General features: G+C 44.5%; 23 protein-coding genes. 20 read left to right on the top strand and 3 right to left on the bottom strand.

The window, feature by feature from the left end:
- Positions 1-340 precede the first annotated feature (340 nt).
- From AC0L13_RS15480 to AC0L13_RS15425, 12 genes are all read left to right on the top strand, one after another.
- The gene (locus tag AC0L13_RS15480; protein WP_473641137.1) at positions 341-2,059 is read left to right on the top strand and encodes an adenine deaminase C-terminal domain-containing protein; all 1,719 of its coding nucleotides are present in this window, start codon (positions 341-343) and stop codon (positions 2,057-2,059) included.
- Between the two features lie 9 nt (positions 2,060-2,068).
- Positions 2,069-3,151, top strand: coding sequence for a DUF3048 domain-containing protein (locus AC0L13_RS15475; RefSeq protein WP_473641135.1), 1,083 nt, complete (start codon positions 2,069-2,071; stop codon positions 3,149-3,151).
- A 22-nt stretch (positions 3,152-3,173) separates the two neighbouring features.
- The gene (locus AC0L13_RS15470) at positions 3,174-3,488 is read left to right on the top strand and encodes a YerC/YecD family TrpR-related protein (RefSeq protein ID WP_473641132.1); all 315 of its coding nucleotides are present in this window, start codon (positions 3,174-3,176) and stop codon (positions 3,486-3,488) included.
- Positions 3,489-3,648: 160 nt separating this feature from the next.
- Positions 3,649-4,341 carry a heptaprenylglyceryl phosphate synthase gene (pcrB, locus tag AC0L13_RS15465; RefSeq protein ID WP_473641130.1) on the top strand — a complete coding sequence of 231 codons (693 nt, stop codon included), beginning with the start codon at positions 3,649-3,651 and terminating at the stop codon, positions 4,339-4,341.
- Positions 4,342-4,394: 53 nt separating this feature from the next.
- Positions 4,395-6,629 carry a DNA helicase PcrA gene (pcrA, locus tag AC0L13_RS15460; RefSeq protein WP_473641128.1) on the top strand — a complete coding sequence of 745 codons (2,235 nt, stop codon included), beginning with the start codon at positions 4,395-4,397 and terminating at the stop codon, positions 6,627-6,629.
- Between the two features lie 12 nt (positions 6,630-6,641).
- The gene (gene ligA / locus AC0L13_RS15455; protein WP_473641126.1) at positions 6,642-8,663 is read left to right on the top strand and encodes an NAD-dependent DNA ligase LigA; all 2,022 of its coding nucleotides are present in this window, start codon (positions 6,642-6,644) and stop codon (positions 8,661-8,663) included.
- 6 nt (positions 8,664-8,669) lie between these two features.
- Positions 8,670-9,785: a CamS family sex pheromone protein gene (locus AC0L13_RS15450; RefSeq protein ID WP_473641123.1), complete on the top strand. Its 1,116-nt coding sequence runs from the start codon at positions 8,670-8,672 to the stop codon at positions 9,783-9,785.
- A gap of 114 nt (positions 9,786-9,899) precedes the next feature.
- Positions 9,900-10,187 carry an Asp-tRNA(Asn)/Glu-tRNA(Gln) amidotransferase subunit GatC gene (gene gatC / locus AC0L13_RS15445; protein WP_473641121.1) on the top strand — a complete coding sequence of 96 codons (288 nt, stop codon included), beginning with the start codon at positions 9,900-9,902 and terminating at the stop codon, positions 10,185-10,187.
- A 24-nt stretch (positions 10,188-10,211) separates the two neighbouring features.
- Positions 10,212-11,678 (top strand): Asp-tRNA(Asn)/Glu-tRNA(Gln) amidotransferase subunit GatA, encoded by a 1,467-nt coding sequence (gene gatA / locus AC0L13_RS15440; RefSeq protein WP_473641119.1) that lies wholly within the window; start codon positions 10,212-10,214, stop codon positions 11,676-11,678.
- Positions 11,678-13,108 carry an Asp-tRNA(Asn)/Glu-tRNA(Gln) amidotransferase subunit GatB gene (gatB, locus tag AC0L13_RS15435; RefSeq protein ID WP_473641117.1) on the top strand — a complete coding sequence of 477 codons (1,431 nt, stop codon included), beginning with the start codon at positions 11,678-11,680 and terminating at the stop codon, positions 13,106-13,108. Before gatA ends, gatB begins: the two co-directional genes overlap by 1 nt.
- A gap of 378 nt (positions 13,109-13,486) precedes the next feature.
- Positions 13,487-14,056, top strand: coding sequence for a thioredoxin family protein (locus AC0L13_RS15430; protein WP_473641115.1), 570 nt, complete (start codon positions 13,487-13,489; stop codon positions 14,054-14,056).
- Between the two features lie 112 nt (positions 14,057-14,168).
- Positions 14,169-15,116: a diacylglycerol kinase gene (locus AC0L13_RS15425; RefSeq protein WP_473641113.1), complete on the top strand. Its 948-nt coding sequence runs from the start codon at positions 14,169-14,171 to the stop codon at positions 15,114-15,116.
- A gap of 26 nt (positions 15,117-15,142) precedes the next feature.
- Here AC0L13_RS15425 and AC0L13_RS15420 read toward each other — a convergent pair whose 3' ends face one another.
- Positions 15,143-15,577 carry an NUDIX hydrolase gene (locus AC0L13_RS15420; protein WP_473641111.1) on the bottom strand — a complete coding sequence of 145 codons (435 nt, stop codon included), beginning with the start codon at positions 15,575-15,577 and terminating at the stop codon, positions 15,143-15,145.
- A 291-nt stretch (positions 15,578-15,868) separates the two neighbouring features.
- Here AC0L13_RS15420 and AC0L13_RS15415 point away from each other — a divergent pair, with 291 nt between their 5' ends.
- The 5 genes from AC0L13_RS15415 to AC0L13_RS15395 all read left to right on the top strand — a co-directional run bounded on the left by AC0L13_RS15415 (position 15,869) and on the right by AC0L13_RS15395 (position 20,863).
- Positions 15,869-17,215, top strand: coding sequence for a cytochrome ubiquinol oxidase subunit I (locus AC0L13_RS15415; protein ID WP_473641109.1), 1,347 nt, complete (start codon positions 15,869-15,871; stop codon positions 17,213-17,215).
- On the top strand, positions 17,212-18,237 hold the full coding sequence (locus AC0L13_RS15410; RefSeq protein WP_473641106.1) for a cytochrome d ubiquinol oxidase subunit II: 1,026 nt from the start codon (positions 17,212-17,214) through the stop codon (positions 18,235-18,237). The genes AC0L13_RS15415 and AC0L13_RS15410 overlap by 4 nt, the downstream gene beginning before the upstream one ends.
- 14 nt (positions 18,238-18,251) lie before the next feature.
- Complete coding sequence (cydS, locus tag AC0L13_RS15405) at positions 18,252-18,359, top strand: cytochrome bd oxidase small subunit CydS family protein (RefSeq protein WP_473641104.1); 108 nt, start codon at positions 18,252-18,254, stop codon at positions 18,357-18,359.
- A gap of 91 nt (positions 18,360-18,450) precedes the next feature.
- A complete protein-coding gene (gene rlmD / locus AC0L13_RS15400; protein WP_473641102.1) occupies positions 18,451-19,815 on the top strand; it encodes a 23S rRNA (uracil(1939)-C(5))-methyltransferase RlmD in 1,365 nt (454 codons plus the stop codon).
- 811 nt (positions 19,816-20,626) lie between these two features.
- Positions 20,627-20,863: a thioredoxin family protein gene (locus AC0L13_RS15395; protein ID WP_473641100.1), complete on the top strand. Its 237-nt coding sequence runs from the start codon at positions 20,627-20,629 to the stop codon at positions 20,861-20,863.
- A gap of 93 nt (positions 20,864-20,956) precedes the next feature.
- Here AC0L13_RS15395 and AC0L13_RS15390 read toward each other — a convergent pair whose 3' ends face one another.
- A complete protein-coding gene (locus AC0L13_RS15390) occupies positions 20,957-21,853 on the bottom strand; it encodes a LysR family transcriptional regulator (RefSeq protein ID WP_473641098.1) in 897 nt (298 codons plus the stop codon).
- A 187-nt stretch (positions 21,854-22,040) separates the two neighbouring features.
- Between AC0L13_RS15390 and AC0L13_RS15385 the strand changes: the two genes are divergently transcribed.
- Both AC0L13_RS15385 and AC0L13_RS15380 read left to right on the top strand, forming a co-directional pair.
- A complete protein-coding gene (locus AC0L13_RS15385) occupies positions 22,041-22,757 on the top strand; it encodes an MOSC domain-containing protein (protein ID WP_473641096.1) in 717 nt (238 codons plus the stop codon).
- 164 nt (positions 22,758-22,921) lie between these two features.
- Positions 22,922-23,179: an HXXEE domain-containing protein gene (locus tag AC0L13_RS15380; protein WP_473641094.1), complete on the top strand. Its 258-nt coding sequence runs from the start codon at positions 22,922-22,924 to the stop codon at positions 23,177-23,179.
- A 223-nt stretch (positions 23,180-23,402) separates the two neighbouring features.
- Here AC0L13_RS15380 and AC0L13_RS15375 read toward each other — a convergent pair whose 3' ends face one another.
- Entirely contained in the window at positions 23,403-23,717 is a 315-nt protein-coding gene (locus AC0L13_RS15375; protein WP_473641092.1) for a hypothetical protein, read from the bottom strand.
- A 154-nt stretch (positions 23,718-23,871) separates the two neighbouring features.
- Between AC0L13_RS15375 and AC0L13_RS15370 the strand changes: the two genes are divergently transcribed.
- Positions 23,872-25,815 carry a putative thiazole-containing bacteriocin maturation protein gene (locus tag AC0L13_RS15370; RefSeq protein WP_473641090.1) on the top strand — a complete coding sequence of 648 codons (1,944 nt, stop codon included), beginning with the start codon at positions 23,872-23,874 and terminating at the stop codon, positions 25,813-25,815.
- Positions 25,816-25,825: the final 10 nt, after the last annotated feature.

Below are 25,825 nucleotides of genomic sequence, written 5' to 3'. Positions count from 1 at the left end.
TTATCTATTTATCATACTCATTATGACTTCTACACTTAGCTATTATATACCAAATTGCTCGCCCTTTCTTTTGCTTTCAGTGTAACTACATTCAGCAATTTCATCTGCACTAAAAGTGAAGCAGCGGCTACTTCTATAAGTGATGGGATGAATATTGTTTAGGAAAAGTCATAAGGGATACCCTCTTTTCTGTTGAAAAGAAACGAGGTACCTATGCCACCGTTGCTTTGCGTTCAAATTATTATTTTTTTAGTTTTCATATAACTCAGGCACTACCTTTCAGTTGTTTGCTATGCTACGATAAAATATATAGAATACTCTTCAAAAGGGGTTTATTGATATGTGGGACGAACGTGAAATTCAGCAGCAACTAGGCATTATCAATGGGAAAATAGCACCCGATCTCATTATTCAACACGCAACGTATCTTCATTCCATCTTTAAAAAATGGGTGACAGGAAATATATGGATTAAAGGAGACCGAATCGTCTATGCGGGTGAAAGAATGCCTGCGATGACAGATGGCGCAGAAATCATTGATGCAACGGGCAAAAAAATTGTTCCCGGCTATATCGAGCCGCATGTCCATCCTTTCCAACTGTACAATCCTGAAACTTTTGCCGACTACGCGGGAAAGCTTGGGACGACGACATTCCTATCAGACAACTTGACATTTTTCTTGCTTCTTGGAAATGAAAGGGCATTCAAATTGATTGACCAATTGAACGAGTTGCCGTTTTCATTTTATTGGTGGGCAAGATTTGATTCCCAAACGGTTTTGCAAGATGAAAAGGGAGTTTTCAATTTAGAGGCGATTCGTGAATGGCTAAAGCGTGACGATGTGTTGATGGGCGGAGAGCTGACAGGCTGGCCGCGTCTTATGAACGGCGATCCGGATATGACGGCGTCTGTTGTCGCAGCAAAAAAAGCTGGGAAAAAGATAGAAGGCCACTTCCCAGGGGCTTCCGAGCGGACGCTTGCGAGGATGAAATTGTTAGGCGTAGACGGCGATCACGAAGCGATGACAGTAGATGAAGTGGAAGCGCGCTTATTGCAAGGGTATGCAGTGACACTGCGCCACTCGTCGATACGACCAGATTTGCCTGGTCTGTTACAAGGTGTCATCGACAAGGAATTGGACGTTTTCGACCATCTCATGATGACGACGGACGGCTCGACACCTTCTTTCCATATTGATGGCGTCATGGACAAATGTATTCAAGTTGCGCTCGATGCGGGAGTGAAGCCGATCGATGCGTATTTAATGGCTTCTTATAATGTTGCGCGCTATTACGGCGTCGATGATGTGCATGGCGTCATTGCGACAGGAAGATATGCAACGCTTAACTTCCTAGAAGACGAAAAGAATCCGGTACCGACAGACGTCTTGTCAAAAGGGAAATGGTTGAAACGCGAAAATGCATCGACTGAACAGTTCAATCGCGTCGATTGGTCACTCGTTCCGGATTTCGAACCGGACTTCGATTTGGCCGAAAATGAATTTGAGTTTAATGATGCAGTCGGCATTGAAATGGTGAATGACGTCATTACGAAACCATATGAAGTGAAGCTCGATCTTTCAGTGGACAAGCTGTCAACTGATCATGACGAAAGCTTCCTCATGCTCATCGACAGAAATGGGAAGTGGCGCGTGAATACGTTCATTAAAGGCTTCGCAAATAATGTGCAAGGATTTGCGTCTTCCTACTCCAATACTGGCGACATCATCCTCATCGGGAAAGACAAAAAGGCGATGCTGCAAGCGTTCCGGGAAATGAAACGTTTGAAGGGTGGCATGGTGCTCGTTGAAGAAGGCGAAGTTATATTATCAATCCCGCTTGCAATCGGTGGGGGCTTATCGTCGGAGCGTATGGAAGTTTTGATCGAACAGGAAATTGCATTGAAGAAGACGCTAGCTGAGCGGGGGTACAAGCATGGCGATGCCGTCTACACATTCCTGTTCCTACAGTCAACCCATTTACCGTACATACGTGCAACACAAGTGGGGCTCTATCAAGTTATGAAAAATGAAGTAATCATTCCGGCGACGGAAAGATAGGAGGAAAGGATGAAAGGGAAAAAGAGAGGATGGCTGCTAGCGTTGGCCATCATGTTGTTGTTGCTGTCAGCGTGTTCAAAAAAAGAGAAAGCCGGCGCGGAAGAGATTGTTCCGGATCCGGAAGAGATAGAAGAAGTCGAAACTGAAGAAGAGCCGATCGAGGAGCCTGAGGAAGAAGGATCACTCCTTTACCGAGAGCCATTCACGGGCATGTTAAGCGAGGAAGAAAAATGGGCAAGACCAGTGCTTGCAACAATTAACAATCATCCCCATGCCAGACCACAATCGGGCATAAGCCAGGCGGACATCATTTATGAGTTCATGGCGGAAGGGAATGTTACGAGGTTTTTAGCGTTGTTCCAAAGTGAATTGCCAGAGACGGTCGGTCCGATTCGAAGTGCACGTGACTATTTCATTTATCTTGCAAAAGGGATGGATGCATTTTACGTTGCTCATGGCTATAGCCCCGATGCACAAAAGCTACTCGCAAACAGGTATGTCGAAAATGTAAACGGCATGCAATATGACGGAACTTTATTCAAAAGATCAACTGAACGCAAAGCTCCTCATAATTCGTATATAACAGGAGAAAACATAGTAGCTGCAATGGAAAAGGTCGGGGCATCAGACGAAATTGCAAAGACACCTCCATTTACTTTCCATGAATCGGTAGAGGATGCTAAAATAGGGGATAGTGCATCGATGATTGTCGTCCGCTTCAGCTCTAGTCAGGATTTCATCAATACGTTTTCATACGATCCAGGAACGGAAACGTACAACCGGATGGTGAATGGAATCCTTACGATGGATAAAGCGAACGGAGAACAAGTCGGACTTTCCAATATCATCGTCATGGAAGCGGACCATCGTACGATCGACAACGTCGGAAGACAGTCTGTCGATATTGAAAGCGGCGGAAAAGCGATCCTATTTCAAGCTGGCAACGTGAAAGAGCTGGAATGGAAAAACGTCGAAGGCTTCCTTGTACCGATGGAAAATGGAGTTCCCGCTAAACTAGTTCCAGGCAAGACGTGGATCCATATTATCCCTACGTATTCCGGAATTTCAAAATCTGTCACGTACACACCTTAAGCAGTGAAAGAGGGGGAAACATATGCAAATTGATAAAATCCGGAGTGAACAAACGGATCAGCTATTCAAAGCCATCTTGGAATTGAAAGATCTTGAGGAATGCTACAAGTTCTTCGATGATCTTGCGACGATGAGCGAGCTGCAATCATTAGCTCAGCGTTTGGAAGTTGCTCATGCTTTGAGGCAGAAAAAGACGTATGACCGGATTCAAAATGAAACGGGTGCGAGCACTGCGACAATCTCAAGGGTAAGGCGTTGCGTAGATTATGGATCCGGCGGCTATAACACAGTATTGGACCGCCTCTATCCAGAGCTTGCGGAGAATAACGATAAGTAGTAGGCTGAAAATCCTCGAATCAAAGTCAAAAAACGACTTTGTCTATACTCAGGACGGGCGGAGAAATCCGTCCGTTTTTTTGGTATACTGGTGAATAGCAGACGCTCCATGAGAATGGGGTGCATCCAATATGCAATTGAAAAATTAGGTGGTAGACAAAATGGACTATAAAACATGGCGCCACGCCTTTAAAGTGGATCCCGCCAAACAATTGGCGGACGAAGAGCTTGAGCGGCTTGCAGAATCCGGAACGGATGGCATAATCATCGGCGGCACCGATGGCGTTACGCTTGAAAATGTCCTCGACTTGCTAGCACGCATCCGACGCTTCTCAGTACCTGTCGCACTTGAAGTGTCAACTGTTGATTCGGTGACGATGGGATTCGATTATTATTTCATCCCGACAGTTCTGAATTCGACTGATACGAAGTGGGTGAACGGCATTCACCATGAGGCCTTGAAGGAATATGGCCATATGATGAATTGGGATGAAGTTATAGCGGAAGGCTATGTAATTGTAAATACCGAATGCAAGGCAGCGAATCTTACAGGCGTAAAAGAAGCTCCAGACGAAGAAGATGTCGTCGCCTATGCAAGGATGGCAGAGCATCTGTTCAATCTGCCGGTATTTTATTTGGAATATAGCGGAACGCTTGGGGATCCGGCAATTGTGAAAGCAGCCGCACGCGTCCTCGAACAGACGCGGTTATTTTACGGCGGCGGAATCCGAAATGTGGAAGACGCCAAAATGATGGCCGAATTAGCTGATACGGTTATCGTCGGCAATATTATTTACGAAGACTTTAAGGCTGCCCTTTCGACTGTTGAAGCAGTGAAATCGGTATCCCATTGACATAGTTTGAGGTATAATGAAGAACAAACGTTCTTTGAAAGGCGGGATTACGTATGAAAGAAATCGCGGAAAATCTGCTTGTCGGCATGAACCCCGAACAAGCCCGCGCAGTAAAAAAGACGGAAGGACCGCTGCTCATCATGGCAGGCGCAGGATCCGGGAAAACGAGGGTGTTGACACACCGGATCGCGTACTTAATCGTCGAAAAAGGCGTGTATCCTTCAAATGTATTAGCGATCACATTTACGAACAAGGCAGCCCGCGAAATGCGGGAAAGGATCGATGGATTGCTCGGCCCCGGCTCTGGCGAAAGGATGTGGGTTTCAACATTCCACTCGATGTGCGTCCGCATTTTACGGAGGGATATCGATCGCATCGGAATTTCTAAAAGCTTCACGATCCTCGATTCCTCCGACCAATTGACGGCTATCAAAAATGTATTGAAGGAGCGCAATATCGATCCGAAGCAATACGATCCGCGTGCAATGCTTGGTGCAATCAGTTCAGCGAAAAACGAATGCATCGATGCGGAGACGTATAAAGGACAGATCAATCCACATAACCCTTATGAGAAGACGATTGCAGATGTCTACGAAGGCTATACGAAAAAACTGAGACAAAACCAATCGCTCGATTTTGACGACCTCATCATGATGACTCTCAAGTTATTCGAACGCGTCCCTGAAGTCCTCGAATTTTATCAAAATAAATTCCAATATATCCATGTCGACGAATATCAGGATACGAACAATGCACAGTATCGCCTTGTCAACATGCTCGCTGCGAAATTCCGGAATCTTTGCGTCGTCGGCGATTCCGATCAATCGATCTACAGATGGCGCGGTGCTGATATCGGCAATATCCTTTCTTTCGAAAAGGATTATAAAGATGCAACCGTCATTTTACTCGAGCAAAATTACCGTTCGACAAAAACGATCTTGCAGGCGGCGAATGACGTTATCCAGAACAACAGAAGCCGCTACGACAAAAAACTTCGTACTGAAAATGCCGCGGGTGATTCGATTACAATATATAAGGCATCTGATGAAAAAGACGAATCCCAGTTCATCGTACAGCAAATCATCGAACTGAAAGAACTCGAAAACTTAAGGCTTGATCAGTTTGCGATTCTGTATAGGACGAATGCACAATCACGTGTCATCGAGGAATATCTTGTGAAATCCAATTTAGATTACACAATCGTCGGCGGCACGAAGTTCTATGATCGAAAAGAGATTAAAGACTTGCTCGCTTATTTGCGTTTGATTGCAAACAACGATGACGATTTGGCGCTTGCTCGGATTATCAACGAACCGAAACGGAGCATCGGCGCGACCTCTTTTGAAAGGATGGCGCAATTTGCGATTGAAAACGATAGATCGGTATTCGACGCATTGCAGGAAGTCCACTTCATGGGGCTGACAGCAAGAGCTGCGAACGAAGCTTCGAAGTTCAGAGATATGATTGCTGGATTTACGCAAATGCAGGAATACTTATCCGTTTCAGAGCTCGTGGAGCAAGTGTTGGAGAAAACGGGTTACCGGGATATGCTCATTCGTGAGAAGACGATTGAATCAGAAAGCCGATTAGAAAATATCGAGGAATTTCTTTCTGTTACGGAAGCTTTCGAAAAGAGGGCCGAAGAAGAGGAAGGAGACCGCTCGCTCGTCGCGTTCCTGACAGATCTTGCCCTGATTGCCGACATTGATTCGTTGGATAAAGAAGAGAACCAATCCTCGGAAAAAATCGTCCTTATGACGATGCATGCAGCAAAAGGACTCGAATTCCCGGTTGTCTTCGTCATTGGCATGGAAGAGAATATCTTCCCACATGCAAGATCGATCGGTGATGACGAAGAAATGGAAGAGGAACGTCGGCTTGCTTACGTTGCAATCACCCGTGCGGAGCGCCGTCTCTATTTAACTTGCGCTGCTAACCGGACATTGTTCGGCCGCTCGAGTTTTAATAATCCATCTCGTTTCCTTAACGAGATTTCAGATGAAATCATTGAAGTGACATCGAATAATAATCAAGGCTTTTCTTATGGCGGATATGCAAGACAGGAAGCACCGGTGCGACCTGCTGTAAAAAGGCCGCTCTATAAATCAAGCGGCGGAGAAAAGATGGGCTGGAAAGCTGGCGATAAGGCGACTCATAAATCTTGGGGGACAGGCATGGTCGTCAGTGTAAAAGGGAAAGAAGACGATTTGGAGCTCGATATCGCATTCCCGGAACCAGTTGGCATCAAACGGCTCCTTGCCAAATTCGCACCAATAGAAAAAGCGTAAGGAGAGGAAAGAATGGATCTAAAAATAGATCGAAATGCAGCCGAAAAACGAGTGCAGGAACTCAATGAGCTGCTTAAAGAGTACGGACACGCCTATTATGTGCTAGACCGGCCGATTGTGTCGGACTCCGTCTATGACAGTCTTATGCAGGAATTGCTCTCCATCGAGGCGGTGAATCCTGATCTGATCTTCCCTGATTCGCCCACACAGCGAGTTGGAGGGGAAATCCTCGAAGGTTTCAGCAAAGTCGTCCATGAGTATCCGATGTTGAGCCTTTCGAATGTTTTCAACGAAGAGGATATCCGTGACTTTGACAGACGGGTGCAAGCGGGGGCAGGTCAAGTCTCGTATATTTGTGAATTGAAGATTGACGGCCTTGCCGTTTCATTGAAATATGAAAATGGAACGTTCATCCAAGGGTCGACACGTGGAGATGGGACGGTAGGAGAGGACATTACTGCCAATTTGAAGACAATCCGGACCATACCGTTGAAGCTCACCGAACCGGTTACAATTGAAGTGCGCGGAGAGGCGTACATGCCGAAAAAATCATTTATGAGACTGAATGAAACACGGGATGAAAACGGAGAGGAGCCATTCGCGAATCCACGGAATGCCGCGGCTGGCTCGCTTCGCCAACTGGATCCGAAAATAGCCGCAAGCCGCAATCTTGCTGTATTCATATACGGCATTGGCGGAGACGGCGCTGCTTATGGGCAGGACAGCCATTCCGATTCGCTCGATTATCTAGCTTCAATCGGCTTTGAAACGAATAAGAAGAGCAAACGGTGCAAAACAATCGAAGACGTAATCGAATATATAGAATCCTGGCAGGATCAAAGGCAAGACCTTGATTATGAAATCGACGGAATCGTCATTAAAGTGGATAGCTATGAAGACCAAGAGCAACTGGGCTTTACGGCGAAAAGTCCGCGTTGGGCAACCGCCTATAAATTCCCTGCGGAAGAAGTGCATACAAAGCTTCTTGATATCGAGTTAAGTGTCGGGAGGACGGGTGTTGTCACACCGACCGCCATTTTGGAGCCGGTCCGAGTAGCCGGAACGACTGTCGCAAGGGCTTCCCTCCATAATGAAGATCTCATCCGAGAAAAGGATATCCGAATCGGCGACGCGGTTGTCATCCGTAAGGCGGGGGATATCATTCCAGAAGTCGTCACCGTATTGTTCGAGCAGCGGACAGGTCATGAAGAACCGTATTATATGCCCGACAATTGTCCTGTTTGTGATTCCGAACTTGTCAGGATTGAAGGGGAAGTGGCGCTCCGTTGCGTTAATCCGCAATGCCCCGCGCAGATGAAAGAAGCGCTCATCCATTTCGTTTCACGCAATGCGATGAATATCGAAGGTATCGGCGAGCGAGTCGTTGATCAATTGTATACATCAGGTCTCGTCCATGACGTTGCAGATCTTTACGGCTTGACAAAAGAACAGCTGTTATCTCTTGAGCGGATGGGAGAGAAGTCGGCGACGAATTTACTGACAGCAATAGATGCATCCAAATCCAATTCCTTGGAGAAGCTGCTGTTCGGCCTAGGCATCCGGCATGTCGGAGAAAAGGCGGCTCATATATTGTCTGAGGAATTCGGAACGATGGACGAAATCGCGAAGGCGGATGCGGAACGGCTTACGTCAATCCATGAAATCGGCGACAAAGTGGCGGATGCAGTCATTCAATTTTTCAATAATGAGGATGTACTTGAAGTGCTCGGCAAGTTGAAGTCATACGGCGTCAATATGGACTATAAAGGCAGAACGCGTCAGGAGCTTCCGACTGAAGGACCTTTCGCCGGAAAAACGGTAGTGTTGACGGGCAAGCTTTCGATACTGACACGTAACGAAGCGAAAGAGCGGATAGAAGCGCTCGGCGGGAAAGTGAGCGGGAGTGTCAGCAAAAAGACGGATCTCGTTATCGCGGGGGAAGAAGCCGGATCTAAGCTTGCGAAAGCGGAAGAACTCGGAATTACGGTTTGGAACGAAACAGAGTTGGTCGACGCGCTCGGCGAAAAGGAGTAATTTTGAATGAAAAGGCTATTTATACTACCCTCCATTGCTGCCGTCCTTTTGTTGGGCGGCTGTCTACCGTCAATTGGACCCAACAAAGAGGAAGTCATCCAGGAAAATGAGGAGAAGGTTGAAGAAACCGTCATGATTCCAAATGTCCAAGTGGATGATGAATATTACAAAGTGCTTACCCCGCTCAAGAAGAGCGCAAGCCGCGGCCTTGTCGTGAACAATATATATACGAAATACGATATTGGGGAAGCAGAGGAAGGATTATTACGCTTATCCGCCCAACATTTCGACACGAAAAACTATCTTTTCCAAGAAGGACAATATATCGATGCAGCGACAGCAAAGGCATGGCTTGCCAGAAGCTCGGTGAATGAACAAGGTTTGAATCCGCCCGAAGCAAAAGGCGAAGATGCTGAAGAGAAACCGATTTATTTGGCGCATATTATCGAACAAAACTATTTGACGATGACGGATGATAAGAAAGTTCGATTATCCGGTGTATCAATCGGACTTGCCTTGAATTCAGTCCACTATGATAAAAGCGGGAAAGAAACGAATATTACTGACAAGGAACTTGAAAAACAAGGCATCGCCATGGCAGACAAAATCGTCAGCAGGCTGCGTGCGAAAGAGGGATTCCAAGATATTCCGATCGTCATCGGACTGTTCAAACAGGAAAAGAGAAATGCGATTGTTCCGGGAACCTATTTCGCAACTGCTTTTGCTGATAAAGGAAAATCATCCGCTTCAGGGTGGAAAGAAGTGAATGAGCGGTATGTGGTGTTCCCTGCTCCCGCGGATATCGACAATTATATTGAAATCAATAGAACGTTCAGCAATTTCAAACAAGATATCGATGAATATTTCCCTAGCTTCGTAAATGTAATCGGGAAAGCTTTTTTCAAAGAAAATCGTATGGAATCCATTTCTATTGATATACCAATTCAATTTTTTGGGAAGAGTGAAGTCATCGGTTTCACACAGTTTTTAGCGGATCACATTATCAAGTATTTTCCGGATATCGATGTCGAAGTTAGTATCACTTCGGTAAATGGTCCGGAAGCGCTAATTGTCAAGGAAGCCGGGGATGATGAACCGTTCATCCACATTTACGATTATTGAATGTAGGATGACAAATGGCGCCAGCACCGAAGTGCCATGGATGCGCAGTTGCTTTTCAACATACCGCTAAGGTGGTATGATAAGTCGTACAATTGCAATTGGGGAGGAAATCAAATGACGAAATTTACGCCAGAAGACGTACAGTACTTCGCGAATTTTGCAAGAATCGCCTTTTCGGATCAAGAGGCGGAAGTGTTTTCTGAAATCATTTCCGATCTTGTAGAATTTGGAGATGTATTAAAAGAAGTTGATACAAATAATATAGAGCCGATGACTCATCCGTTGCAGCTATTCAACGTGCTTCGGGAAGACGTCCCACAAGATGTATTAGACCGGGATGAAATGTTAGCGGGCGTAAAAGAGCATGAAGCCGGAATGATTAAAGTTCCGAATATCCTGTGATAACGGTTTTTAGGAGGATGTAACATGACGTTAATGAAAAAGACGGCAGCAGAACTTCAAGCACTTTTACATAACCGGGAAGTCTCTGTCAAAGAAGTGACCGAAGATTCATTTAAGCAAATCGCTGCGTTGGATGGTCAAGTGAAAGCATTCCTAGCGTTGACGGAAGAAGAAGCATTAGCGAAAGCGGAAATGTTGGACAACTCATCGCTTGAAGCTAGAGGACCGCTTTTCGGATTGCCAATCGGAATTAAAGATAACATTATTACAAAAGGCACTACTACAACTTGTGCAAGCAAAATGCTGGAAAACTTCGTTCCTGTCTATGATGCAACAGTCGTTGAAAAAGTGAACGAAGCGGGCATGGTCAGTGTCGGTAAATTAAACATGGACGAGTTTGCAATGGGTTCTACAACTGAGCGTTCAGCTTTCCAAACGACTCATAATCCATGGAATTTAGACTATGTGCCGGGCGGCTCTTCAGGTGGTTCCGCGGCTGCAGTTGCTGCGGGCGAAGTACCATTCTCGCTCGGTACGGATACGGGCGGATCTGTTCGCCAGCCGGCTGCGTTTTGTGGAGTCGTCGGAATGAAACCGACATACGGAAGAGTATCCCGTAATGGTCTTGTCGCATTTGCATCCTCTTTGGATCAAATCGGCCCGATCACTCGGACTGTTGAGGACAATGCACTATTATTAAATGCCATTTCAGGTGTGGATTATAGAGACTCTTCTTCTTCACCACAACAAGTTCCTAATTTCAAAGACGCTTTAACTGGTGATATTAAAGGCTTGCGTATCGCAGTTCCTAAGGAATATTTAGGTGAGGGCATCGAAGAAGACGTGAAAGACAAAGTCCGCGCATCCTTGAAAGTCCTTGAATCCCTTGGCGCAACTGTAGGAGAAGTAACGTTGCCGCATTCTAAATACGCTTCACCTACGTACTACGCGATTGCTACTGCTGAAGCGTCTTCCAATCTTGCAAGATTTGATGGAATCCGTTACGGTTACCGTCCAGAAGGCGCGAAAAACTTGGAAGAGATCTATTTGCGCTCACGTGCAGAAGGATTCGGCACGGAAGTGAAAAAACGGATTCTTTATGGCACATATGCACTTAGCGCGGACCATCATGAAGACTTGTACGTCAAAGCGATGAAAGTTCGTACGTTAATCTCGCAAGACTTTACATCCGTTTTCGATAACTATGATGTAATCGTTGGACCGACGAGTGCGACTACGGCATATGAAATCGGCGGAGCCGTGAAAGACCAAGTGACTTTGTATGCAAACGACATTTTAACAGTGTCTGTCAACTTGGCTGGCGTGCCGGCAATTTCAATTCCATGCGGCTTTTCGAATGGATTGCCAGTCGGTCTCCAAATAATTGGAAAGCATTTCGATGAAGCGCTCATTTACAAAGTGGCGCATGCGTTTGAACAAGCGACAGATTTCCATAAACGCACTCCGACGCTTGGGGAGGGGAATGAATAATGAACTTTGAAACGATTGTCGGACTTGAAGTCCACGTTGAACTGAAAACTGATACGAAAATTTTCTCACCGGCTCCATCTCATTATGGTGCTGAACCGAATATGAATATCCATGTGAAGGACTTGGCATACCCGGGAACATTGCCAACGTTGAATAAACGCGCGGTCGACTTCGGAATGAAAGCTTCACTCGCATTGAACTGTGAAGTGGCAAGAGTTATGAACTTCGACCGGAAGCATTATTTCTATCCGGACAATCCTGCAGCATTTCAAATCTCTCAAGATGAGCGTCCTGTCGGCCAAAACGGCTGGATTGAAATCGAAGTCGATGGAAAGAAGAAAAAAATCCGCATCGAGCGTGTTCATCTTGAAGAGGACGCTGGTAAATTGACGCATTCTGAAAATGGTTATTCCCTCGTCGACTTGAACCGACAAGGCACACCATTAATTGAAATTGTCACGAAAGCGGATATCCGCTCACCGGAAGAGGCATATGCTTTCTTAGAGAAATTGAAAGCGATCATCCAATATACAGGCGTTTCTGATGTTCGTATGGAAGAAGGTTCCTTGCGTTGCGACGCTAATATTTCTTTACGTCCGTTAGGTCAAGAGGAATTCGGAACGAAAACCGAATTGAAAAACTTGAACTCCTTCAACTTTGTTCGCAGAGGGATTGCGAATGAAGTTGAGCGTCAAGAAAAGATCCTTCTTTCAGGCGGTAAAATCCAACAGGAAACGCGCCGCTATGACGAGGCGACGGGACAAACCGTGCTCATGCGTATAAAAGGCAGCGCGAATGATTATCGTTTCATCAATGATCCTGATTTGCCTGAAATCCATATCGACGAAGAATGGATTAATCGTGTCCGTGCAGAGATTCCGGAACTTCCGGACGCTCGTAAAGCAAGGTATGTCAATGAGCTTGACCTACCGGAATACGATGCGCACGTCTTGACGTTGACGAAAGAGATGTCCGATTTCTTCGATGCAACTATAGCTGCGGGGGCTGATGCGAAACTCGCTTCCAACTGGTTGATGGGTGAAGTATCCGCGTACTTGAATGCCGAACAAAAAGAGCTTCATGACACAGCGCTCACTCCTGAAGGTCTATCCAGCATGATCAAATTAATTACGGATGGTACGATCTCATCTAAAATCGCTAAAAAAGTCTTCAAAGAATTGATTGAAAACGGTGGAAACGCCGCTGACATCGTAAAAGAGAAAGGCCTCGTCCAAATTTCCGATGAAGGTACTCTCCGCACAATCGTAACGGAAATACTCGATGCGAACGAACAATCAATCGAGGACTTCAAAAACGGTAAGGATCGCGCAGTAGGCTTCCTCGTCGGACAAGTTATGAAAGCGACAAAAGGGCAAGCGAACCCGCCAATGGTTAATAAAATCCTACTTGAGGAAATTAAAAAGCGATAATCTTTATCTTCAATCGTCCTATACGGGTCTTGCGAAAGTCTCCGTATAGGGCGTTTTGATTTGCACACATCCATATCCAGCTACGGGCGCTAGAATGCTGCCTTAATTTCTGCAAAGGGCGCAGAAATTAAGGCAAATCGAACCCTCCGCAGTTCGATTCGCTCGGGTCATAAATCAAAGTTCCTGCGTGGCAAAGAACGCCACTCCGTATCTTTGCCTTATGCCTATCGCAGCTAAAGCTTTGACGGAGAACAGCTTTTGCGAGTAAAAGCGAAGCGGTACGAGCAGTGGTTTCGAGCGCCCTTCGCTTTTGTTTGGCATCCTATTTGATTCGCACAGCGAATAGCCTTACACTTAAGAAAAAGGAGCGTGTCAGCAATGAAAACTGAAAAGCAGTATTTTGACGAAGCAATCTCACTTGCAGACTATATGGACAAGATGGAGAAACATAAAGAAAACAGCTTTGACATTTACGAAAAATTCGACGTGCCTCAAGATGATGCGTTTATCGAAATAGCAAAAAAGGAAAAGCCCAATATACTAGTCATAACGGAAGATTGGTGCGGAGACGCAATGATGAACAATCCGATCTTGCGCCGATTTGCAGAAGCCGCAGACTTGGACGTGCGAGCTGTCTATCGCGATGAAGATACTGATTTGATCGACAGGTACCTGACAAATGGCGGAAGATCGATTCCCATCTACCTACTGCTCGATCAAGAAGGCGAAGTACTTGCAAAATGGGGTCCTCGCGCAGCGTCCATCCAAGAAGACGTACTGGAACGTCGCAAACAACTCCCTGCAAAAGAAGCGCCTGATTTTGATGAAAAGCAAAAAGAATTCATTGCTGAATTAATGAAGGAATATACAACACAGCCCGAATTATGGCTCGCTGTTTACGAAGATATTCGGAATACGTTCATGCCAGCATTGCAACAGACTAAATGATGCTGTAATGGGAACTTTTTAGCAGGACGGATAGTCCAAGTAAGCGACTAATTGTTGGTTTATTAACGCATACAAGCGCGTTGCAATTTGTATGAATTGAGAGGGAACATGTATGAAGCGTGCAAGAATCATTTATAACCCGACAGCAGGACGTGAAATATTCCGGAGGCATCTAGCTGAAGTTCTAGAAAAGTTGGAGAAGGCCGGCTATGAAACATCCGTACATGCGACCACGGGGGAAGGCGATGCGACAGAAGCAGCGAAAAAAGCTGTGGAACGTGGCTTCGATATCATCATTGCGTCAGGCGGGGATGGAACGTTGAACGAAGTCGTCGCCGGAGTGTCCCCATTTGAAAGAAGACCGACAATCGGGCTTATTCCGACCGGAACGACGAACGACTTTGCGCGGGCACTGAGGATTCCAAGAGATATTGACGAAGCAATTGACATCATTATCCGTGGAGAGACGATTCCTGTGGACGTCGGTTTGATGAACGACCGTCATTTTATCAATATTGCAGGCGGCGGAAGAATGACCGAGCTGACGTATGAGGTGCCGAGCAAGCTCAAGACCGTTCTTGGCCAGCTTGCTTATTACTTGAAAGGGATTGAAATGCTCCCATCCATCCACTCAAGTAACGTAAAAATTGAGTATGATGATGAAGTATTCGAAGGAGAGGTAATGCTCTTCCTCGTCGGCTTGACCAATTCCGTCGGTGGCCTTGAAAAATTGGCGCCCGATTCAAGCATTAATGACGGTAAATTCACATTGTTAGTTTTGAAAAAATGCAATATGGCCGAATTCATTAGAATCGTCACGTTAGCATTGCGCGGGGAGCATTTGGATGATCCGCTCGTTATTTCCGCCAAGCCTTCAAAAGTGACAATCACTTCGTCTGAAGAAGTGCTGCTGAATTTGGACGGAGAGTACGGAGGAACCCTTCCTGCCACGTTTGAAAACAGATACCGCCATATCGAAATGTTCGCTCCGCTTGACCAATTGCGAGAGCAGGATCGAATTGATAATGACCGTGAAGATGAAGAAGCTGCGTTGGATTAACATCCAACGCAGCTTTTACTTTTTGTTCAAATAATAAAATCTATCGCTTCATCTTGTTTTGCAGCGAGAGCGGGTAAGTCATGGACAGGAATCCAGCGACAGTGGAAAATCATGCCGTTGTCTTTGCCGTTGCTGTTGACACAAGTATCCCATTCGTTTTCATCCTCGCCGGTAAACGTAAGGTGAAAGATGTTCCTTTCATGAATGACATCTTTCCGGTTTTCAGGAAAATAATTGATCTTATTCACTTTGCCATTCAACTGAAGCTGTTCTCGCCGGATGCCGGTTTCCTCTTCAATTTCCCGGTAAAGTGCATCGATGAGAAGTTCGTCATCTTCAATTGTTCCGCCAGGCACTTGCAATCCTGCTTCCGGATGATCTTTATGCTCGAACACAAGGATTTTCCGTTCAGCATGTTCATCCTTTGTAATGTAGGCTAAAACTTTTCTTTTTATTTCCATTGTGTTCACCTCTCTTTATCCCACCATTATACACAAGATTCTAAATACTCTCAAGAGCAATACTCCGGTTGAAAACTTTTCACAATAACTGTGACAATCCTGTTATATCAATCGTAAAAAGGGAAAAGTATAAAACAGTATCTTATGATAGGGAAGAGGAATTCAAAGGACGGAGGGATCCCGTGTATAAGAAACAAGAGAGGTGGCTCATGTGGCTTGTCTTTGTCGTGGCGGGAATCATGTTGCTTTCTATTGTGGGGAGAATATTTGGAGGGTAAGGAGGAAGAATAGATGGGGAATGAAGAAGCCGTTTTTTATTCGCGTGTCTTAACGGAACTGACTTTATCTTTCCATATCATTTACGCGACGATTGGCGTCGGTGTCCCGCTCATGATCATGATTGCTCAATGGGTAGGAATCCGAAAAAACGATGAACATTATATTTTGCTTGCTAGACGGTGGGCACGAGGCTTTGTCATTACAGTCGCCGTCGGGGTCGTTACAGGGACTGCGATCGGTTTGCAACTGTCATTATTATGGCCGAATTTCATGGAGTTTGCAGGGAATGTTATCGCATTGCCGCTTTTCATGGAAACATTTGCTTTCTTTTTTGAAGCTATTTTCCTCGGGATTTATTTATACACGTGGGATCGGTTCGAAAATCAGAAAAAGCATTTGCTGCTACTAGTGCCGGTTGCGATCGGTGCTTCGTTTTCTGCTGTTTTCATTACGATGGTGAATGCGTTCATGAATGCTCCTCAAGGATTCGATATTGTAAATGGGGAACTCGTCAACATCAATCCGATTATCGCGATGTTCAACCCTGCGATGCCGACGAAGGTTGCTCATGTCGTCATTACGGCGTATATGACTGCGGCATTTGTGCTTGCGGCGATTGCAGCGTTCAGGTTAATAAAGGGCTCCGACCATATTTATCATAAAAAAGCACTTTATTTAACAATGAAATTGGGTTTTGTATTCTCTATAGCAACAGCATTGATCGGGGATTTCTCCGGTAAGTATTTGGCGGAGTACCAACCTGAAAAACTTGCTGCGGCAGAATGGCATTTTGAAACGCAGGAAAACGCACCGCTCGTCTTGCTCGGAGTCATGAGCGACGGGGAAGTGAAGTATGCTATTGAAATTCCATTCGGACTTTCCATGCTCGCACATAATAACCCGAAAGCGGAAGTGATTGGTCTGGATCAATTCCCAGAAGATGAAATTCCACCGCTGTATATCCATTATTTGTTTAATATAATGGTGTTCATTGGCATGTGGATGGCAATCCTCTCCGCATTGTACTGGATCGGCGTCAACCGTGGCTGGAAGCGTGTGTCGACAAAATGGTTCCGCTGGCTCATCGTCCTCGGAGCGCCGCTGACTATCATCGCCATTGAATCGGGTTGGTGGCTTGCGGAAGTCGGACGACAGCCATGGATTCTGCGTAAGATTATGCGTGTCGAAGATGCTGCAACAACGAGCGGGCATGTAGACTTGATGCTGATGCTGTTCGCATTGCTCTATGTGATCCTCGGCATCGGAAGCGTCGTCGTCTTGAGCCGGATGTTCCGCAAAAACCCGGTCGAACGTGAGCTAGAAGACCGGCATATGGAAAAGGGCGGTGATGTGCAATGAACTTGGAGATTTTAGGGATAACGGTTCTTTGGACGTTCCTTTTCGGTTATATTGTCGTCGGTGCCATTGATTTTGGCGCGGGGTTCTTTAATGCATACAGCTTGCTGACAGGGAAACAGCGGATTTTGACAAAGGTCATCCAGCGTTATTTATCCCCTGTCTGGGAAGTGACGAACGTATTTCTCGTGTTCTTTTTCGTAGGAATCATCGGCTTTTTCCCGAAAACCGCATTTTATTATGGAACGACGTTATTGGTGCCTGTCAGCATCGGTGTCATCCTGCTCGCAATTCGCGGTTCGTATTATGCGTTTGAAACGTACGGGGCAAGAGGTCACAAAGGCTATTCATTCATGTATGGGCTTGCGGGGCTGTTGATTCCCGCTTCGCTCTCAATCGTTCTGACGATTTCGGAAGGCGGCTTCATTGAAATGGTCGATGGAGCTCCAGTGCTCGATTACTGGGTGTTATTCACAAGTCCGTTGACGTGGTCGATCGTCGTCCTTAGTATTTCTGCGACGCTTTATATTTCGGCAGTATTCCTGACGTGGTATGCGAATAAAGCAGGGGATAAGGGAGCAACCGATCTGCTCCGAAAATATTCGCTCATCTGGTCATTGCCGACGATTGTAACAGCGGGCGGCATCATATTTGAGCTCCGCAAACATAATTTTGAGCATTACACGAACATCCAGGCATTCTGGCCGATGTTTCTAATTTCGTTCCTATTATTTGTCGGAACGGTTTGGCTTTTATGGAAACGCCGGAGTTATGGATGGGCATTCGGATTGCTGCTGGGTCAGTTCGCGTTCGCGTTTTTCGGATACGGAGCATCGCATTATCCCTATTTGCTCTACCCGCATTTGACGATATATGATAGCTTCACGAATCCAGCGATGGCGATCTCGCTCGTAGTCGCTTTCATTCTTGGACTTTGCCTGTTGATCCCGTCGCTCGTCTTGCTCATGCGTTTGTTCTTGTTTAATAAAAACTATGTTAGCGGAAAAGAGGATTTTCATGCGTAAAGGAGGCTTGTGGCATGACTGATTTCATAATTTTTTATGCTCCTTTTATCATTTTGATAGCGGCTATTGTCGTCGCATTTATCATCGCGCCGCTAGACGGTTCGGTGAATAAGAAAGACTAATGTGAAACAGACGTCATGATGGCGTCTGTTTTTTCGTCTCGTCGAGAAAAACATGCTACACTGTGTACATACGAAATTTGGAGGAAATATCATGTCTTTTATAGTAAATCAAAATGATCGTCTTACAGTCCATGTGGAGGATTTGACACATGACGGATCGGGCGTAGCAAAAGTGGAGGGCTATCCGTTATTCATCCCTGGTGCATTGCCTGGTGAGGAAGTTGAGGTCAAAGTTGGGAAAACGTTAAAGAACTATGGTTTTGCCCGTCTGTTGAACGTAACGAAGCCATCTGCCGATCGCATCGAACCTCCGTGCCATGTTTTCTGGGAATGCGGCGGTTGCCAGCTGCAGCATTTATCTTACGAAGCCCAGCTCATCCAAAAGCAAAAACAAGTCCGCGACGTCATCGACCGGATCGCGAAATTGCCGCACGTACCAGTCCATCCTGTCAAAGGGATGGAAGATCCGTGGCGCTATCGTAATAAATCCCAGATCCCCTTCTCTGAACGGGACGGCAAAGTCGTATCGGGTTTTTATAAGTCCCGTACCCATCATATCGTCGACACGGACGTCTGCATCATTCAAAGCGAAGAAGCGGATGAGCTTATGTCCACGTTGAAGCATGAAATGCATGCACTTGGATTAGAGGCGTACAACGAAAAGACTCACCTTGGCATGCTTCGGCATTTGATTGTTCGGAAAGGGAAGGCGACAGGGGAAATCATGGTTGTCCTTGTAACGCTAAAGAAAAAATTCCCGCAGAAAGAAGCAGTCGTCGAACTCATTAAACGAGTCGTGCCAGAAGTGACGTCGATCATGCAAAACGTCAATGGCGAGAAGACGAACGTCATCTTCGGGAATGAAACAATTCATTTATACGGCAAATCATTCATCATCGACACGATCGGCGACATCCAGTTTGAAATCTCGGCACGCTCCTTCTATCAAGTAAACCCGGCACAAACCGAAGTGCTTTATAGACAAGCTCTTGAATATGCACAGCTGACAGGTGACGAAATGGTCATCGATGCATATTGCGGAATTGGCACGATTTCATTGTTCCTTGCTCAAAAAGCTAAGGAAGTGTATGGAGTCGAAATCGTTCCTCAAGCAATTGAGGACGCCAAGCGAAACGCGGAATTGAACGGCATCACGAATGCCTATTTCGAAGCGGGCGCAGCGGAAGACGTCATCCCAAGATGGTATGCGGAAGGCAAACAGTTCGACGTCTTAGTCGTCGACCCTCCACGTAAGGGATGCGACGAAAAACTGTTACAAACAATATTAGAATATAAACCGAAAAAAGTCGTTTACGTTTCATGCAATCCAGGGACGTTAGCGCGCGACTTACGAATTTTAGAGGTCGGCGGCTACCGGACGAAAGAAGTCCAGCCCGTCGACATGTTCCCACAAAGCAGCCATGTGGAATGCGTGGCGTTGATAGAGTTGAAATAGCATGGTGGCAATAGGTATTGGGAATTTTAGTTGAATATTGAAGTGTGTTTTATGCTCCCTTGGACGAATAGTTCGAGGGTTTTTTGGCAGCCTCTGATATTACCCTGCATTTGCGTATTATGATGAGTAACTAGGTAAGAGATCGTTCGAAATGGGGTTGTTTCAGTTATCGCCGAAGAGGATACTTATAATCAACACCAAGCGAGTCATCAGTTTGAATGCGACAATCTTTTTAGCACGAGTTCTTAATGTTTCTTTTACGCGATTACTTGTGTTTTGCGATTCCTGTTCATACACCCATGAGTAAAGACTAAACATATTGTATTTACAGTCAGTGTATTAATCGCATTATCAAGTGTTGTTTGTCGTCTTTATTGTTCTGAGATAATAAAAAACCGCAGAAGTATATAACCGACTTTTAAAGTGGTTATGTACTTCTGCGGTTTTCGCTTATTTAGGGTTAGACTATTTGAGTGAATTTCAAAAATACATTATATCTCCGTATTTTTATATTCAAAGCGTTTTTCTTGTTTAGCGTTTCGGTTATTTGACCTTAATGGTATGATGAGTCACCCGATTGAGAAAAGAAAGTATAAAAAGTTGTACTCTATTTTGCTCTACATAGCTGGAGCGAAAGTCAAAGCGGTCTGTTTGTACTTTGAAAGGCAAAAGCAAACTGTATCGATTAAACAAATCTATTGTATTTACCTATGATAACCATAGGAGAATTGGTATTGTTTACCTTTTTCGTATTTTCTATAATAGAAATTAAGTAGCAATGCTACAAAAAAATGAAGGAGATGAAGAGGAAATGTCAAAAGCGATTTTTTATCATGCAGGTTGTCCAATTTGTGTAGAGGCGGAGCAAATGGTTCTTGATTATCTTGACAAATCAAGAATTACTACAGAAGTAGTCCATCTTGGTACAGACCGAAATCGTATTGATGAAGCAGAAAAGGTTGGGGTAAAATCTGTCCCAGCATTGGTGATCGATGAAAATGTATATCATATCAATTTTGGTGCAAGTTTAGCTGATGTTAAGGGATAGGTTCTAAAAGAAGGTGCTGATTGGGCACCTTCCTCTTTTTTAAAACAGGGTTTAGAAAGTATTGAAGTGCACAAAAATTTTTCAGGATAAAGCCTAGTTAAAGCGTTCGTCTTTTACTGTTGCAATCAATTGCTCCATAAAAACACGGCTAGCTGCACACAAATGTTTGTTCTTTCGATAAACGATGCCAATTTGTGTGGTGATTACTGGATCTTGAATAGGAATCGTTTTAATTTGAAGATTGTCAATATAATCTAAGTAAGCTTTTGGTAGTATCGTGACGCCAATGCCTTTGCTTACCATTTGGATGATAGAATCCATAGTCGTCATTTCAAGTACTGGTTTAGGTGCAAAATTCAATAAACGACATTGTTCATTAACGACTTGTCGCAGGAAATAGGTTTCAGGTAATAATATAGATGAAGTTTCTTTTAAAACTTGAAGTGATACAGATGCTTCTTTTGCAATGATATGATCTCTAGGTGCGGCAAAAGCAAGATTTTCTTGATAGAGGGGAATGGCTTCTAGGTCGACATGTTCTATGGGCAAAAACACGATACCTAAATCAAGTTCATTTTGCAAGAGCCCTTTGTAAATATCTCCAGTTCGTAACCCTTGTATAGAAAGTTCCACATTCGGATAAGCATTGTGAAAATTGATAACTGTTGGGGGAAGCAAGTAATTAACAACTGTGAGTAGGGAGCCTATTTTGAGCGAGCCCCTCTCTAATCCCTGAAGCTCGCTAATCGCCGCACGTGCCTGAGAAATTTCATGAAACACATTGTAACTGTGATGTAGCAATGTTTTCCCTGCATCAGTAAGTATGTTTTTTTTGCCAATGCGCTCAAACAAAGGTATGCCTACTTCATGCTCTAGTAAGCGGATTTGTTGACTTAAGGAAGGTTGAGCAATGCCTAGTTTCTCAGCCGCTCGTGTAAAGTGCAGCTCTTGACATAATACGATAAAGTATTCCAATTGTTTCAGTTCCATCGAATTCCCCCCCAAGTAACTACAACTAAAATCATAGGTTATATCTATTATATTATACCAATTCATTACGTATTTCCAATTGATGGAGTGAATAGAGGAAAAAAGTTTATATAGTAAAGGTTGTGCATTACTAGACCAAAATTATAAAAAGCTGGAATAGAATGAGGGAAATTTTAATAGGAGTCTGATGTCTTTGAATCAACCTTTTATAGATAAGATAATGGTAGGAAAACCGCGAACATTGGGAAATAAAGATGCAAAACATCCAATGGATCGTGAATGGACGACTGGTATTGTAAAATACCCTCTTCAAGGGAAAGTTTGGGTGGGAAAAACAAACCTTAAAGGAGATGGACAGGCGGATCTTAAGAATCATGGTGGACTGGAAAAAGCAATTTTTGTCTATTCCGTTTCACATTATGATTATTGGCAAAAAAAATTACAAAGACCAGATTTTTCCGTTGGTGCATTTGGTGAAAACTTAGCTGTTAAAAATATCGCTGAAGATGATTTATGTATCGGTGATATATTTCATATTGGTGAGGCTGTTGTTCAAGTTTCACAACCAAGGCAACCATGTTGGAGACCAGCAAGACACTGGAGGATAAAAGATTTAGCTTTACAAATACAACAAGAGGGCTTAACAGGATGGTATTTTCGTGTTCTTAAAGAGGGAGAGATTCAAGCAGGAGATTATCTCAAACTTCAAAAAAGATCATTCCCAGAATGGACTGTGGCTAACTGCAATGATGTTATGCACAATAAAAAACATGATTTAGAGTTAGCAGCTAGACTTGCTGCTTGTGAACTCCTAGCACCTAACTGGCGTAATACGTTATCTAAGCGTGCAGAGGGTAAGGGGGAATTGGACATTCGTAATCGTGTAATCGGCCCAAATGAATAATCATGATGGTGAAAGACTACATTGATTTGACTTGGAAAAGATAGTATTACTAAAAATCAATAAGAAGGTATCATTGCATCGGTTAGCTGTACGTTGGATGGAATCTACAGAGGGGTACATGGTGATGAGAATAACATGGTGAGTTAACCGCGGGCCAGTTCACGATGGTTGTGTGTGTTGTTTCTTGCTGTACCCATACTTTTAATCAGCTCAGTGACTACAGAGTTATATATTTATTTATAGGTGCCATTATATTTTTTGCTTTAAATATTTTTATTCACCCACTAGAGGCGCTTTTTCTTAGTAGATACGTTCCTGGATTATGGACAAGTATAGCCTTTATATTGCCTTACAACTTGATTCTTTTTAAATTGCTGTATCAAGAAGTTTTGCTGGATACTAGTATATTATTTTATCTCTAATTGTTGTCGCCTTGTTTGTCCCATTGCTGTTATTAAGCCATAAAATAGCTGATCTTTGGAAACAAAGATTTACTTAAACAGTAGTTTGACGAAACAATTTGAAATATTCCATGCCTATTCGTAAACAATAGGTGTTGAAATTAGTAGCATTACCCACCCATCGTTCATAAATTGGTAAGGAGTGTGTTTATGGACTATTTATTATTGGTTTCCCCTTTCATGTTCATAGCACATCTTGATAATTTATTTGGGGGTGGCAAGAATGAATGAGTTCTATAACGAACTCCAAGCGTTGAATGTTGGCGATTTCAATTCGACTGAGGCGGTTAATTGGGACCCGAACGGTAATCAAGTTGCGCAGATCGGTATTACCGGTGGCTTTGGCGGTAGCTGTGCCCGTTGCACTAGCTGCTTTAGTTGCTTTAGCTGCTTTAGCTGCTTCTTTAACTGTTTTAATTTTTTCCGTTGCTTTAATTGCTTCCGTTGCTCTAATTGTTTCCGTTGCTCTAATTGTTTTCGCTGCGGTGGCCGTTGCCACGGTTAATCTTTCTAGGTTTCAAACAAAAACTATGGTAGCCAAGGTCCCTGCAGTTGTTGCAGGGATTTTTCTATATAAGGTAAACATATGAAACAAGTTACGGTACATAGGATTATAGTGTTGGTCATAATTTCGGTTTAGAAGGAGGAGCGGAATGTCAAATTTGACCCCTATGATGCGTCTGAAAGTGAAAAGAGACACATTTTTTCTCCCCGATTCAAATAGCAGTGTGTATTTTAGGAATAATAAAAGCTCTTTTCGTGTGGAAGGAACTGGGATTGTTCAGTGGATTGAAAAACTGGTACCGATGTTCAACGGGAAGCATACGCTAGGGGATTTGACAGAAGGATTGCCAGTTCCATATCGAAATCGTGTCTATGAAATTGCGGAAGTGCTGTACCGAAATGAGTATGCTCGGGATGTGAGCCAAGATCTTCCACATCAATTGACCGATCAGGTCCTTAATAAGTATGCTTCCCAAATTGAATTTCTGGACAGTTTCGGTGACTCGAGTGCGTACCAATTTCAAACTTATCGTCAGGCAAGAGTGTTGGCGGTTGGTGCTGGTCCTTTTTTTGTTTCTTTGGTTTCTTCGTTACTTGAATCTGGATTGCCCAAGTTCCATATGCTCATCACTGACTCGGAGTCGACCAATAGACAGCGGTTAATGGAACTCGTGGCACATGCCCGTGAAACAGACACCGAGGTAGCGGTAGAAGAGGTCAGCTTCCAGAAGGAGGGGGAACGTTGTTGGCGGGAAATTGTTCAACCGTTTGATTCGATAATGTATGTGTCTCAGGAGGGCGATATTGAGGAACTCCGAGTTCTTCATCAGGTTTGTAGGGAAGAAAAGAAGGTGTTTCTCCCTGCTCTATGCCACCAGCATGTGGGCCTCGCGGGTCCGCTTGTGCATCCAGACTCTGAGAGGAGTTGGGAATCTGCGTGGAGGCGCATGCATCGAACTGTACTTTCCAAAGAGCAGCAGTTCAGCGCTTTCTCTGCCACAGCAGGGGCAATGTTAGCCAATGTAATCACATTTGAATTGTTTAAAGAGATTACGGGAGTGACCGAATCTGAACCGAGGAACCTATTCTATTTGCTTGATCTAGACACATTAGAAGGAAGTTGGCATTCGTTTTTGCCCCATCCGTTGGTGGATGGACACGTGTCTAGTGAATGGGTAACAGATTTGGAAATGCGTCTTGAACGAAGCGAAAGCAAAGATGAACCGAATAGATTGTTGCTTTACTTCAGCCAGTTGACATCGGAAGTATCAGGGATTTTTCATATTTGGGAGGAAGGAGATCTCAAGCAGCTGCCTTTAGCTCAGTGCCGCGTTCAGGCGGTTGATATGTTATCGAAGGGACCTGCTGACCTTTTACCAGACATTGTTTGTACAGATTTCACGCATGAGGAAGCGCGGAGAAAAGCGGGATTGGCTGGAATTGAATCGTATGTATCACGAGCGGTTGAGCTGCTCGTTGCGACCCTACCTGCAAGTCAGGAAAATGGGGAGAACGAGGCAGAAATAAATGAATTCATCGGAGTTGGAGCGGGAGAAACAGTTGCGGAAAGTATTTGCCGGGGATTGCAAAAGTGTTTGGACAATGAGCTAAGTTTGCAGATCAAAAACAAAAAGATCCATGTTGCTCCGTTACAAATGGATACGGTAGAAGATGAACACTGCCGGTTTTATTTGGATGCACTGACCACGATGCATGGTGCACCGACGATTGGCTTGGGAGAGGAAGTGAACGGGTTCCCTGTCATCTGGGTCGGAACGAATGACGACTGGTATAGTGCTGTAGATTTGAATAGTACATTGGCGTTGCGTAAAGCGCTACAACAGGCGCTTATGACTTCCCACCGGGTGCGAGTGCAGGAAATTGTTCAACTGGAAGAAAAAGTACCACTCAGCCTTGTTATCTCCGCTTGTGATGAGAAGAGACAGTCTGAGATTTTGCATTCCGCTATACAAATCTTAGAACAGAATCACAAACGGCTATCAGTAGTTGATCTAGCATTTGAACCATTTTTGAAAGAGGGGATCGCAGGGCTGTTTGGCGTATTCTTACGAGAGGAGGAAGGATTCCGGTGAGTGCCGTCAT

Source organism: Sporosarcina sp. QA0331 (assembly GCF_055808055.1).
The sequence above is the reverse complement of the archived record's forward strand: the minus strand, read 5'-3'. Positions and strand labels throughout refer to the sequence as shown.

What these genes read in the sequence shown, in the direction of transcription:
- AC0L13_RS15480 (WP_473641137.1), top strand. Translation starts at nt 341, where the DNA reads ATGTGGGACGAACGTGAAATTCAGCAGCAACTAGGCATTATCAATGGG.
- AC0L13_RS15475 (WP_473641135.1), top strand. Translation starts at nt 2,069, where the DNA reads ATGAAAGGGAAAAAGAGAGGATGGCTGCTAGCGTTGGCCATCATGTTG.
- AC0L13_RS15470 (WP_473641132.1), top strand. Translation starts at nt 3,174, where the DNA reads ATGCAAATTGATAAAATCCGGAGTGAACAAACGGATCAGCTATTCAAA.
- pcrB (WP_473641130.1), top strand. Translation starts at nt 3,649, where the DNA reads ATGGACTATAAAACATGGCGCCACGCCTTTAAAGTGGATCCCGCCAAA.
- pcrA (WP_473641128.1), top strand. Translation starts at nt 4,395, where the DNA reads ATGAAAGAAATCGCGGAAAATCTGCTTGTCGGCATGAACCCCGAACAA.
- ligA (WP_473641126.1), top strand. Translation starts at nt 6,642, where the DNA reads ATGGATCTAAAAATAGATCGAAATGCAGCCGAAAAACGAGTGCAGGAA.
- AC0L13_RS15450 (WP_473641123.1), top strand. Translation starts at nt 8,670, where the DNA reads ATGAAAAGGCTATTTATACTACCCTCCATTGCTGCCGTCCTTTTGTTG.
- gatC (WP_473641121.1), top strand. Translation starts at nt 9,900, where the DNA reads ATGACGAAATTTACGCCAGAAGACGTACAGTACTTCGCGAATTTTGCA.
- gatA (WP_473641119.1), top strand. Translation starts at nt 10,212, where the DNA reads ATGACGTTAATGAAAAAGACGGCAGCAGAACTTCAAGCACTTTTACAT.
- gatB (WP_473641117.1), top strand. Translation starts at nt 11,678, where the DNA reads ATGAACTTTGAAACGATTGTCGGACTTGAAGTCCACGTTGAACTGAAA.
- AC0L13_RS15430 (WP_473641115.1), top strand. Translation starts at nt 13,487, where the DNA reads ATGAAAACTGAAAAGCAGTATTTTGACGAAGCAATCTCACTTGCAGAC.
- AC0L13_RS15425 (WP_473641113.1), top strand. Translation starts at nt 14,169, where the DNA reads ATGAAGCGTGCAAGAATCATTTATAACCCGACAGCAGGACGTGAAATA.
- AC0L13_RS15420 (WP_473641111.1), bottom strand. Translation starts at nt 15,577, where the DNA reads ATGGAAATAAAAAGAAAAGTTTTAGCCTACATTACAAAGGATGAACAT.
- AC0L13_RS15415 (WP_473641109.1), top strand. Translation starts at nt 15,869, where the DNA reads ATGGGGAATGAAGAAGCCGTTTTTTATTCGCGTGTCTTAACGGAACTG.
- AC0L13_RS15410 (WP_473641106.1), top strand. Translation starts at nt 17,212, where the DNA reads ATGAACTTGGAGATTTTAGGGATAACGGTTCTTTGGACGTTCCTTTTC.
- cydS (WP_473641104.1), top strand. Translation starts at nt 18,252, where the DNA reads ATGACTGATTTCATAATTTTTTATGCTCCTTTTATCATTTTGATAGCG.
- rlmD (WP_473641102.1), top strand. Translation starts at nt 18,451, where the DNA reads ATGTCTTTTATAGTAAATCAAAATGATCGTCTTACAGTCCATGTGGAG.
- AC0L13_RS15395 (WP_473641100.1), top strand. Translation starts at nt 20,627, where the DNA reads ATGTCAAAAGCGATTTTTTATCATGCAGGTTGTCCAATTTGTGTAGAG.
- AC0L13_RS15390 (WP_473641098.1), bottom strand. Translation starts at nt 21,853, where the DNA reads ATGGAACTGAAACAATTGGAATACTTTATCGTATTATGTCAAGAGCTG.
- AC0L13_RS15385 (WP_473641096.1), top strand. Translation starts at nt 22,041, where the DNA reads ATGTCTTTGAATCAACCTTTTATAGATAAGATAATGGTAGGAAAACCG.
- AC0L13_RS15380 (WP_473641094.1), top strand. Translation starts at nt 22,922, where the DNA reads ATGGTTGTGTGTGTTGTTTCTTGCTGTACCCATACTTTTAATCAGCTC.
- AC0L13_RS15370 (WP_473641090.1), top strand. Translation starts at nt 23,872, where the DNA reads ATGTCAAATTTGACCCCTATGATGCGTCTGAAAGTGAAAAGAGACACA.